This window comes from Methyloversatilis discipulorum, assembly GCF_018780585.1.
Lineage (GTDB): Bacteria > Pseudomonadota > Gammaproteobacteria > Burkholderiales > Rhodocyclaceae > Methyloversatilis > Methyloversatilis discipulorum_B.
In genome coordinates this window covers 1-11,452 of record NZ_JADMJL010000060.1, presented here as the reverse complement: position 1 = coordinate 11,452, position 11,452 = coordinate 1, and the positions used below count along the sequence as shown (strand labels likewise).

Sequence of the window (11,452 nt, the reverse complement as noted above, 5' to 3'; positions counted from 1 at the left end):
CTATGTCCCGAAACAGCACGAAAACGCTTGCGCCGGAACATAGAATCTCCCACAGGGACCCGGCCGCCGGTCAGGCGCAACCCTGTGGGGGGCAGCTTATGCCGCGACGCGGCCGCTGCTGTACGCGGCTTCGATACCGGCCGCTGTCGGGGTCAGAAGACCCCTCCCACAAGACCTTGGCGCAGGCTCAGATCACAGGTTTGACGTATTTCCCCGGTGGGCGGCGCCTCAACCGCGTCCCAGCCACTGCTTCAGCAGTTCCTTCGCCGCCGCACTGGCGCGTACCGCGGGGCCGATCTTCGCCTGATCGGCCGGCGGCGCGTCGAGTCGCACGCGGAACTTCATCAGTTCGTCGCGCCGGAAGGCGTGGATCTTCACCTCGTCGCCCGCGTTGCGCCGCTTGAGCAGGGTGTCGAGTGAACCGGCGGTGATGCGCAGATTGTCCAGCGCGACCAGCACGTCGCCGGCCGAAAGACCTGCGCGCTGGGCGGCACCGTGGTCCAGCACCTGGGTGAGCTTCACGTTGTCGCCGTCGTTGGCGGTCTTCACGCCGAGCACCGGCGTGCTGCCGGCGGCTTCGAACGCGAGGTCGAGACCCACCGCGTGCAGCAGCCTGTCCAGCGGCAGATCATCCGTGCCCTCGGTCGCCTCGTCGAAGAAGCGCTTGAGCTTGAGGCCGCTGACCGCTTCGGCGGCGCGGCGTATGCCGTCTTCCGGTACGCCCTGCCCGTTCTGTCCGTGGTCGGCCCAGAGCTTGCGCATCACGTCGTCCAGCGACACCGCGCCGCGGCTCTTGCTGCGCAGCGTGAGGTCGAGCGCCAGCGCCACCAGCGCGCCCTTGGCGTAGTAACTGACGATGGCGTTCGGCGCGTTCTCGTCCTGGCGGTAGTACTTGATCCAGGCATCGAAGGACGAGTCGGCCACGCTCTGCTTGAGCCGGCCGCTGCCGCGCATCACCTGGGTCACGGTCTTGCCGAGCAGCTTCAGGTAGTCGTCCTGCGTGATGACGCCAGAGCGCACCAGCGCCAGATCGTCGTAGTAGGAAGTGAAACCTTCGAAAGCCCACAGCAGCCGCGTGTAGTTCTCGACCCTGAGGTCGTAGGGCACGAAGGCGGCTGGCTTGATGCGTTTCACGTTCCACGAATGGAAGTACTCGTGGCTGCACAGACCGAGGAAGCCGCGGTAGGCATCGCTCATCGCGGCGGCGCCGGGCGCCGGCAGGTCGTTGCGCGAACACAGCAGCGCGGTGCTGGAGCGGTGCTCGAGTCCGCCGTAGCCGTCGCCGACCGCGATCACGAGGAAGACATAGCGCTCGAAGGGCGCCGGTTCGCCGAACAGCCGGATCTGCCACTCGCAGACACGCTTCAGGTCGGCGCACAGCCGTGCGGCGTCGATGTCGTGCCGGCCGGTCACCACCACCTCGTGCGGCACGCCGCAGGCCTTGAATTCGTACAGCGCGAAGCTGCCCATCTCGACCGGGTGGTCGATCAATTCGTCGTAGTTCGCCGCCCGGTACACGCCGAATCCGTGACGCTTGGCGCCGCTGCGGCCGCCGGCCTCGGGCAGCGTCGTCGCGACGCGCCATTCCTTGTAGGCGCGACCGGCCGGCGGACGGATGTCGATCTCGCAGGGCTGCTGTTCGCAGCCATGCACCATCAGGAACACGCTGCTGCCGTTGAAGAAACCGTGCGTCGTGTCGAGGTGAGCGGCGCGCACCGACAGGTCCCACGCATACACCTCGTAGCGCACGCGCAGCGCGCCGTCGCACGGTGCGGCACGCCAGGTGTGCTTGTCCAGCTTGGTCAGCGGCACCGCGCGCACGCCGTCGCGCGCGTCGATGCGCACGATGTGGCGGGCGAACTCGCGGATCATGTAGCTGCCGGGTATCCAGGCCGGCAATGACAGCAGCTGGCCGTCGGCCGCCGGCTTGTCGATGTCGAGTTCGACCTCGAACAGATGGGCTTCGGGATGGATGGGCGTGATGCGGTAGCGGACGGCGCTCATGTCGGCGTTCTGGCGTTTGGACAGCCGCGATTTGACCACAGCGCCGGCTGCCTGGGTCAGCGGGCGCAGTCCGCATCGTCCTACAGCACCCGACCACGTCACCGACAGGCCGGCGCGTCACGAGCAACTAGAGTTTCGTCATGGCTGAACGCCATCCTCTTCATCGCAACAGGAGAACTGCCATGCAGATTACCGCCACCCGATCCACGCTGCTGAAGCCTGCCGTCCGCCTGGCCACCGCCACTGCACTGGCGCTGACGCTGGCCGCCTGCGGCGAATCCACCGACAACGCGACCGTCGGCCAGAAGCTCGATTCCGCCATCTCGCAGACCGAGAAGAAGGCTGACGAAATGGGCGCCAAGGCCGAAGGCTCGCTCGACAACGCGCAGGCCCGGGCCGAAGCCGCGGCGGCCGACGCCAAAACCTCCGTCGAGGCAGCCGCCGAGCGCATGGGGGAAAAGATTGACGACGCGACGATCACGGCCAACGTCGCCGCGCGCCTCGCCGGCGACCCCGATCTGAGCGCTCTTAAGATCGACGTCGATACCACCGACGGTAAGGTGACGCTGAGCGGCCCGGCGCCGACCGAAGCGGCGCGCGCCCGTGCCGCCGAACTGGCGGCCTCGGTCAAGGGCGTGACCGGCATCGACAACCGGCTCGTTGTCACCGCCGGCTGATCCCGCCGCGCAGCACAGTGATCCGCCGTGATCCGTCGCGGCGGCTGATGGCGCCTCGCGAGGGCGGGAAAGATATAATCCCGCCTGATGCGAGGACACCATGACACTGAAGAAAACTGATCAACTATTCGAAGCAAACCGCCGCTGGGCCGAACGCATGCGTGCCGACGACCCGCAGTTCTTCGAGCGGCTGGCCACGCTGCAGGCGCCTGAATATCTGTGGATAGGCTGTTCCGACAGCCGGGTGCCGGCCAACCAGATCGTCGGTCTGATTCCGGGTGAAGTGTTCGTACACCGCAATGTCGCCAACGTGGTGGTGCAGACCGACCTGAACTGTCTGTCGGTCATGCAGTACGCCGTCGATGTGCTCAAGGTGAAGCACATCCTGGTGGTCGGTCACTACGGCTGCGGCGGCGTGCGCGCCGCACTGCACGACATGCGTTTCGGTCTGATCGACAACTGGCTGCGCAACGTGCAGGACGTGCGCAACAAGCACCGCGGTCTGCTCGAAGCGGTCGGCGCCGGCGAACTGCAGGAAGACCGGCTGTGCGAGCTGAACGTGATCGAGCAGGCGATGAACGTCTGCGAAACGACGGTCGTCCGCGAAGCCTGGGCGCGCGGCCAGGACGTGCGTGTGCACGGCTGGATCTACGGCCTGAAGGACGGCCTGGTGCGCAACCTGCGCATGGAAGCCGGCAGCGAAGCCGAACTGGCGGGCGCCTACGACCTCGCGCTGAGCTCCCTCACCTGATCTGCCCACGCCCGGCGGCCGCCGGGCGCCCCGGCTGGCGATAGTCCGAACGGACTATCGCCAGACCGCTGTCATTCTTTTCCCTGTCAAACACGCATCCCAGACTTCGCGCGTCCGACCGGCGCGTGCTGCGCCGTCGTGGACTTCCCCCACGAACACGTCAGCGAGGAGTCTTCATGTCTTCCCAGTTCCACCCCGACAACACCGAGTCGATCAACCCGTCGTCGAATGAAACCATTCGCGACGTGATCGCCGAATTCAACGGCCGCCGCAACTTCATGAAGGGCTCGATCGGCACCGCCGTGCTGGCCTCGATGGGCGGCTTCAGCCTCGAAGCGCTGGCTGCCGGCTATGTGCCGAGCCCGTCCCCGACCAATGGTGGCATCGGTTTCACCGGCGTGCCGGCCAACGTGGCACCGATGACCGACGGCATCACCGTGCCGGCCGGATACACCGCCAAGGTATTCATCGCCTGGGGCGACGCGATCGGCAAGACCGGCCCGCACGCCAACACGCACTGGGATCCCGCCACCGCGATGACCGCCGAGCGCCAGCTGACGACCTGGGGCGCGCACAACGACGGCATGCACTTCTTCCCCTTCCCGGCGGCCGGTGCCGGCGGCATCGCCAACGACCGCGGTCTGCTGGTGTCGAACCACGAATACGTCGATCCGGGCCTGGTCTGCAACACGCTGACCTACGCCACCGACGTAATCACCAAGCCGATGGTCGATGCGCAGCTCGCCGCTCACGGCGTCAGCGTGATCGAAGCACGCAAGATCGGCGGTGAGTTCAAGGTGCAACGTCCGAGCGCCTTCGCCCGCCGCGTTACCGGTGCCACGCCCTGTAAGCTCAGCGGCCCGGCCGCCGGTCACGCCATGGTCAAGACCGCCGCCGACCCGACGGGCACCACCGTGCTCGGCACGCTGAACAACTGCGCACACGGCTACACGCCCTGGGGCACCTACCTCACCTGCGAAGAGAACTTCAACGGCTATTTCGGCACCACGGCCGCCAAGCTGGCCGCACAGCCGCGCACCGCGCACGAAACCCGCTACGGCATGAGCCAGGCCGGCTTCGGCTACCGCTGGCACGAAGCCGACGCGCGCTTCGACTTCCGCGACAACCCGAACGAACCGAACCGTCACGGCTGGATCGTCGAGATCGACCCGTGGAACCCGAACTCGGTGCCGGTCAAGCGCACCGCGCTGGGCCGCTTCAAGCACGAGTCGGCCATCGCCGCGGTCGGCAGCGACAACAGCGTCGCCTTCTACATGGGCGACGACGAAGCGAACGACTACGTCTACAAGTTCGTCTGCGCCAACAAGCTGAACACGAAGAACCGTGCCGCCAACCGCGACATGCTGGACCACGGCACGCTGTACGTGGCGAAGTTCAACGCCGACGGTACGGGTCAGTGGCTGCCGCTGGTGTTCGGCCAGAACGGCCTGACGCCGGCCAACGGCTTCAACAACCAGGGCGACGTGGTCATCATGTGCCGTCAGGCCGGCGACGTCGTCGGTGCGACCAAGATGGACCGTCCGGAATGGGTCGCCGTGCATCCGACCACGCGCGAGGTCTATTTCACGCTGACCAACAACAGCGGCCGCAGCACGACCGACGCCGCGAACCCGCGTCCGCAGAACGTGTACGGCCACATCATCCGCTTCAACGAGAACGGCGGCGACGTGCGCGCCACCGGCTTCCAGTGGGAAATCTTCGTCGAGTGCGGCGACAAGCTGAGCGCCAATCCGCAGCGTCAGGGCAACATCATCGGTGACGACCTGGGCTCGCCGGACGGCCTGTGGTTCGATTCCGACGGTCGCCTGTGGATCCAGACCGACCAGGCCGGCGACGCCACCGGCAACTACGCCAACATCGGCGGCAACGCGATGTTCTGCGCCGACCCGGCCACCCGCCAGATCACCCGCTTCCTGACCAGCCCGATCCGCTGCGAAGTGACCGGTGTGGTCACCACGCCGGACAACAAGACGATGTTCGTCAACATCCAGCACCCGGGCGAAGGCTGGAGCGGCAGCTTCACCTCGCGCAGCACCTGGCCGGACAGCGGCTTCAACGGCCCGACCACGCAGAGCGCCAACGGCGTCGCCAAGCCGCGCTCGGCCACGGTCGTCATCACCAAGGACGACGGCGGCGTGATCGGTACCTGACCGTCTTCACATCGGCGTCATGGAGGCGGCGTAGCGTCGCCTCCATCAACGAAACCTCCGCAAAGGATTCATCATGAAACTGAAACTCGCCGCTCTGGCGCTGGCCTTCGCCGCCGCACTGCCGGCCCACGCCGCGCTGACCAATGACGCTGCCGACATCAGCAACGCCATCGTTGTCGACTTCAACGACTACGACGGCTTCCTGACCACCGGTCCCGAAACGGTCGCCCCCGGCGTCATCTTCACCGGCGACGAAGGATCGGAACTGGGTGCCTTCATCCGTGACCTCGGCAGCAATGGCATCTGGGGCGCCGACACGCCCTTCGTTGCAGGCGGTGCCATCGGCGAACTGCGCTTCACCTTTGCCGAACTGACGTCGGGTGCCGGCGCGCTGCTGAATCATTTTGCAGCCGACTTCTTCCCGTTCTCGGTCGTGGTGTCCGCCTACGGCGACAATAACCAGATCATCGAAACTTACACGCTGGCGATCGATACCGACGAGCTCGGCTACAACGAAGGTCAGTTCGTCGGCATCACGCGCGACGTGGCCGACATCCGCTCGATCTCGTTCAAGGGCAATGGCGTGGTGCTCGACAATCTGGCGGTCGCCGCCCCGGTGCCGGAACCCGAAACCTACGCGATGCTGCTGGCCGGCCTCGGCCTGATCGGCATGGCTGCACGCCGTCGCGCCTGATTACTGCACGACCCTGTCACACGCATGTCCTTGATGCCCGACCGCTGGTCGGGCATTTTTTTCGTCCGGCGGATGCCCGCGGTCATGCCACCGCACGCGCGTGCAGAAGCCCACGTGCGGCGAGCAGCGGCAGCAGCGTTGCCAGTCCGAGCGCGCAGGCGCTCAGCCACGCTGCGGGCGCGACCACGGCAAAGGAGAACTGTGCCGCCAGCCAGGGCACCGTGGTGACCAGCAGCAGCGCGAGCAGCGTGCCGCCGATCACCCAGCGCGCGACCGCGGTGCCGTGCCCGAGCCCACTCGGGTCGGCGGCCGACGCGCGGGCGGTGAAGATGAGCGCGATGCCGCTCGCCACCAGCGCGACGAACACCAGCGTGCGGACCTCGTCGGCCGCGAAGCCGGCATCGAGTGCCCAGACATCGAATGCCACCAGCGCGGCCGACACGATGGCGCCGTAGAGCAGGCTGGTCGCAATGCGCGAGGGTGGCAGCAACACGGCGCCGCGCGGTCGCGGCGGCTCGCGCATCAGTGCGTCGCCGGCCTCGTCCGCCTCGAACACGATGGAACAGGTCGGGTCGATCACCAGCTCGAGGAAGGCGATGTGCACCGGCGCCAGCAGTACCGGCCAGCCGAAGAGCACCGGCGCGGCCACCAGCGCGATGATGGGCACGTGCACCGCGAGCGTGTAGGTCATCGCGTGGCGCAGGTTGCGGAAGATGCGCCGGCCCAGCCGTATCGCGTCGACAATGGCGGCAAAGTCATCCTCCACCAGTACCAGCGCGGCCGCCTCGCGCGCGACGTCGGTGCCGCGCTTGCCCATGGCGATGCCGATATGCGCGGATTTCAGCGCCGGTGCGTCATTCACGCCGTCGCCGGTCATGGCGACGATGTCGCCGCGCGCCTTCAATGCCTCGACGATGGCCAGCTTCTGCTGCGGGCTGACGCGCGCGAACACGCAGCAGCCGGCGACCGCCTCGGCGAATGTCCCCTCGTCCATCGCCGCCAGATCCGGGCCGGTCAGCACACGCCCGCCGTCGATGCCGGCCTGTGCCGCGATCGCGCCGGCGGTGCGCGGATGATCGCCGGTAATCATGACCACACGCACACCGGCCGCGCGGCACTCGGCGACCGCCGCCGGCACCTCCGGGCGCAGCGGATCGGCCAGCCCGATCAGGCCGATGAAGCGGAATTCGAAATCGTGCTGGATGTCCGGCACGCCGGCGCCTTGCGGGTGCGCCGCATGAGCCACCGCCAGCACGCGCAGGCCACGGTCGGCCAGATCGCCGGCGCGCGCCATCACCAGCGCGGCGGCATCCGCCGACAGATGGCAAAGGTCGATGATGGCCTCGGGCGCACCCTTGGCGGCCACCTCGCCATCGCGCCGATCCGGCGCCTGCCACAGGTGGGTCATCGCCAGCAGGTCGGGCGACAGTTCGTATTCGCGGGCCAGCGCCCAGTCAGGATGCAGGTGTTCGGTGTTCGCCAGATAGTCGCCGGCCAGCCGCAGGAAGGCCTGCTCCATCGGATCGTGCGGATCGGCCTCGCTCGCCAGCACCGCGTATTCAAGCAGGCGGTGATAGGTTTCAGGCAGTTCCTCCAGGCGTGCGCCGCCATCCAGCGCCAGCACCTCACCATCGACAGCAAGCGCGGCGACTTCCATCCGGTTGCGGGTGAGCGTGCCCGTCTTGTCGGTACACAGCACGGTGGTCTGGCCCAGCGTTTCGATCGCCGACAGCCGGCGCGTCAGCACGCGTCGGGCGGCGATGCGGCGTGCGCCGAAGGCGAGGAACACGATCAGGATGACCGGAAATTCCTGCGGCAGGATGCTCATCGCCAGCGTGATGCCATACAGCACGCCGTCGAGCCAGCCGCCGCGCAGCGTCGCGTAGGACACGGCGAGCAGCGCGCACAGCACGATGCCGATCACCGCCAGCCGGCGCGCCAGCAGCCCGAGTTCGCGCTGCAGTGGCGAGACACCGCTGACGGTGTCCGCCAGCGACTTGCCGATGCGCCCCAGCTCGGTGGCCTCGCCGATTGCCGTCACCTCGACCGTGCCGCGACCGCGCACGACCAGCGTGCCGGAGAACACGCGCAGCGGTTCGCCACCGTCGACCGGCAGTTTGCCGACCGGCACCGATTCTCCGGTCAGCATGGATTCATCGACCGCCAGATCGTTGGCGCTCAGCAGCACGCCATCGGCCGGCACGCGGTCGCCCTCGGTCAGCAGCAGCAGATCGCCGCGCACCACCTCGCGCCCGGCGATGCGCTTTACTGCGCCGTCGCGCATCACCAGCGCGCGCGGACTCGACAGGTCGCGCAGCGCAGCCAGCGCGTGCTCGGTGCGCCGTTCCTGAAAGACCGTGACGCCGATGATGAGCACGACGAAGCCGAGCAGCACCAGCGCTTCGTGCGCGTCGCCCATCAGCAGATAGATGGCGCCGGCGCCCAGCAGCAGCAGGAACATCGGCTCCCGCACCACCTCCAAGACCGTGGCGATCAGCGTGTGCGGCTTCTCGGCGGCGATCTCGTTCCAGCCGTCCTGCGTGCGGCGCGCAGCCACCTCCGCTTCGTTCAGCCCGGCCTGCTCCTTCGACCCGTTCATCCGCGGCATCCGTTGTTCAGTTCTCGCCGAAGTCTGGCACGAAAGCTGCCATGAACCTCGCGCGATCGCCGCAAGGCGGTTCAAACGGCAATAACGGGATGTTCAAGGCAGAAGTTGCCGGCAGCGCGCGGCAAACATTAACCGACCACACGAGAGGAAGAACCATGTCACGGATGGAAACCGCAGCCCACCTCGGTAGCCCGGCCGCGCCCGGCGCCAGCCTGCCGATGAGCGACGCCGACGACGAGCCCAGCCATCTTGGACAGTTCATTCCCCTGCACTACCACCACAACATGCTGCTCGACACCAACCGCATGAGCAATTTCAAGGCGGCCATCGATGCAGTCGTGTTCAAGGGCGCCCGCGTGCTCGAACTGGGCGGCGGCACCGGCGTGCTGTCCTGCTTCGCCGCAGCGCACGCGAGCAAGGTGTACTGCGTCGAATTCAACCCGGACATGGTGGCCGAATCGCGCCGGCTGCTGGCGATGAACGCGCATGGTCACAAGGTCGAGGTGGTGCACGCCGACGCTTTCGAATACCTGCCGCCGGAACCGGTGGACGTGGTCATCTGCGAAATGATCCACGTCGGCATGCTGCGCGAGAAACAGGTCGACGTGATCGAAGCCTTCAAGGCGCGCTACCGCGCCCGCTTCGGCGACCGCCTTCCGATCTTCCTGCCGACTGCCGCGCTGATGGCGGTGCAGCCGCTGCACCAGGTGTTCGATTTCTACGGCTTCAACGCCCCCATCATCCAGTTCCAGCGCGTCGGCGCCGAACACCCGGGCGCAACCGAGCTGGCCGCACCGGTGGTCTACGGCGTGATGGACTTCGACCAGACCTGCAGCCGCGACATCGCCTGGAAGGGCGACATCGCCATCACTGCCGACGGTACGGTCAATGCGCTGCGCTTCATCACCAAGAACATCCTGGCGCTGCTCGGTACGCAGGGGCGGACGCAGGACTGGCTGAACGACTACCTGGTGCTGCCGCTGACGACGCCGGTCGAGGCGCGAGCCGGCGACACGCTGCACGTGAGCTTCAACTATCGCGCCGGCGGATCGCTGCAGTCGCTGGCGCGCACGATGCGCGCGACGGTACGGGAGAGGGTCTGCGCGACGGGCGCCTGATCAGCCGCCGAGCATCCACTTGATCACGCCTTTGGCAACGAAACCCATCATGCCGAGGCCGAGGCCGATCAGGATGACGAAGGTGCCGAAGCGACCGGCCTTCGACTCGCGCGCGAGCTGCAGCAGGATGAACAGCATGTAGAGCATGAAGGCGGCGACGCCGAAGGTGAGCCCGAACTCGGCAAATTGCTCTTCAGTGATGCCGCCCATGTGTGAAACCTGCTCCCGCAATATTCAATGAGTAGATCGGTGCGCGCTCAGGCGGCGCGCACCAGATCGCGATAGGCGTGCCAGCTGGCGTGACCCAGCAGCGGCACCACCACCAGCATGCCGACCAGCCCGGTCGCCATGCCGAACAGCGTGAATCCGGCGATCGCCACGCCCCACAGCGCCAGCGGCGCTGGGTTCTCCATCACCACGCGCCAGCTGGTGAGCACCGCGCCAAGTACCCCGATGTCGCGATCGAGCAGCAGCGGAATCGCCACCACGCTGGACGCGAACACCGGCGCGGCGAGCAGGCCGCCCAGCGCCAGCCAGGCCTCGAACAGCCAGCCCTGTTCCGCCAGCACGACCAGGCGCAGGAAATCCTCGGGCGTGGCCACCGGCGCCGGCGCACAGGCCCATATCAGGGCAGCCGAGGTCATCACCCAGCCGGTACCGGCCAGCGCCAGCAGCAGTCCGAACACCACCATGCGGCTGTCGCGCGGCTTCCACGCATGCACGGCCGTCATCAGCCCCGCCGGTTGACCGCGCTCCAGCGCGCGACTGATCGCGTACAGACCGGTCGCCACCACCGGCGCGACCAGCATGAAACCGGTGAAGGCGCCATTGAGCAGCCAGAACTTGTCGGGAATCTGCCAGCACAGCAGCGCACCGAACACCGCGACGGCCGCGCCATGCAGCAGACCGGGCCCCGGACAGCGCAGGAAGTCGCGACAGCCGGCGACCAGCCAGTCCAGCGGTCGGCTCAGCGGTACGGCACGGGTGGTGTAGCGGCGGGATTCGATGATGGCGTGGCTGTCGTTCATGTCGGTCGGTCTGTCCGGATCGATCACCGACGCGCGCGGCAAGGCCACTGCAGCCCTGCCCGATGCGTCACGGAGTATGCCGGCCGCCGCACTCCTGCAACTTGACGCAGCTCATGCGCACCCGGCCGACGCATAAGTATCGGGCAAAGCGTGTCGCAACGGCAGCAAAGCGTCGCATCCGCACCGCCGCGGGGCGTATTTCGCCCTCGGTTTGTGCGGCGCAAAAAGGCTCTCGTCCCGGAAGCAGGCGCAGACAGGGCGACAGACGGTGACTCACCCACGGCTGCGTCGCGAGCAAGCTCGCTCCCACAAGAGAGCGTCCTGTGCGCGCCCGCGCAAGGCTTCAGTGGGAGATTCTATGTTCCGGCGCAAGCGTTTTCGTGCTGTCTCGGGACATAGTC

General features: G+C 67.3%; 9 protein-coding genes. 5 read left to right on the top strand and 4 right to left on the bottom strand.

Going from position 1 to position 11,452, the window contains the following annotated elements; all coding sequences use genetic code 11:
• Window positions 1–228 precede the first annotated feature (228 nt).
• Window positions 229–2,004: a M61 family metallopeptidase gene (locus IV112_RS19935; protein ID WP_304006687.1), complete on the bottom strand. Its 1,776-nt coding sequence runs from the start codon at window positions 2,002–2,004 to the stop codon at window positions 229–231.
• Window positions 2,005–2,186: 182 nt separating this feature from the next.
• Between IV112_RS19935 and IV112_RS19930 the strand changes: the two genes are divergently transcribed.
• The 4 genes from IV112_RS19930 (at window position 2,187) to IV112_RS19915 (ending at window position 6,297) form a co-directional block, all read left to right on the top strand.
• Window positions 2,187–2,681, top strand: a complete 495-nt coding sequence (locus IV112_RS19930; protein WP_304006686.1) for a BON domain-containing protein — start codon at window positions 2,187–2,189, stop codon at window positions 2,679–2,681.
• 100 nt (window positions 2,682–2,781) lie between these two features.
• Window positions 2,782–3,432 carry a carbonate dehydratase gene (can, locus tag IV112_RS19925; RefSeq protein WP_304006684.1) on the top strand — a complete coding sequence of 217 codons (651 nt, stop codon included), beginning with the start codon at window positions 2,782–2,784 and terminating at the stop codon, window positions 3,430–3,432.
• Between the two features lie 176 nt (window positions 3,433–3,608).
• Window positions 3,609–5,603: a PhoX family protein gene (locus IV112_RS19920; RefSeq protein ID WP_304006682.1), complete on the top strand. Its 1,995-nt coding sequence runs from the start codon at window positions 3,609–3,611 to the stop codon at window positions 5,601–5,603.
• A 73-nt stretch (window positions 5,604–5,676) separates the two neighbouring features.
• Window positions 5,677–6,297 carry a PEP-CTERM sorting domain-containing protein gene (locus tag IV112_RS19915; RefSeq protein WP_304006680.1) on the top strand — a complete coding sequence of 207 codons (621 nt, stop codon included), beginning with the start codon at window positions 5,677–5,679 and terminating at the stop codon, window positions 6,295–6,297.
• Window positions 6,298–6,379: 82 nt separating this feature from the next.
• Here the strand turns inward: IV112_RS19915 and IV112_RS19910 are convergent, their stop codons facing one another.
• The gene (locus IV112_RS19910) at window positions 6,380–8,905 is read right to left on the bottom strand and encodes a cation-translocating P-type ATPase (RefSeq protein WP_438362269.1); all 2,526 of its coding nucleotides are present in this window, start codon (window positions 8,903–8,905) and stop codon (window positions 6,380–6,382) included.
• 155 nt (window positions 8,906–9,060) lie between these two features.
• Between IV112_RS19910 and IV112_RS19905 the strand changes: the two genes are divergently transcribed.
• Complete coding sequence (locus IV112_RS19905) at window positions 9,061–10,023, top strand: methyltransferase domain-containing protein (protein WP_304006676.1); 963 nt, start codon at window positions 9,061–9,063, stop codon at window positions 10,021–10,023.
• Here the strand turns inward: IV112_RS19905 and IV112_RS19900 are convergent, their stop codons facing one another.
• Window positions 10,024–10,233 carry a DUF2788 domain-containing protein gene (locus IV112_RS19900; protein WP_008058471.1) on the bottom strand — a complete coding sequence of 70 codons (210 nt, stop codon included), beginning with the start codon at window positions 10,231–10,233 and terminating at the stop codon, window positions 10,024–10,026.
• Between the two features lie 47 nt (window positions 10,234–10,280).
• Complete coding sequence (locus tag IV112_RS19895; RefSeq protein WP_304006673.1) at window positions 10,281–11,099, bottom strand: DUF2189 domain-containing protein; 819 nt, start codon at window positions 11,097–11,099, stop codon at window positions 10,281–10,283.
• Between the last annotated feature and the right edge of the window lie 353 nt (window positions 11,100–11,452).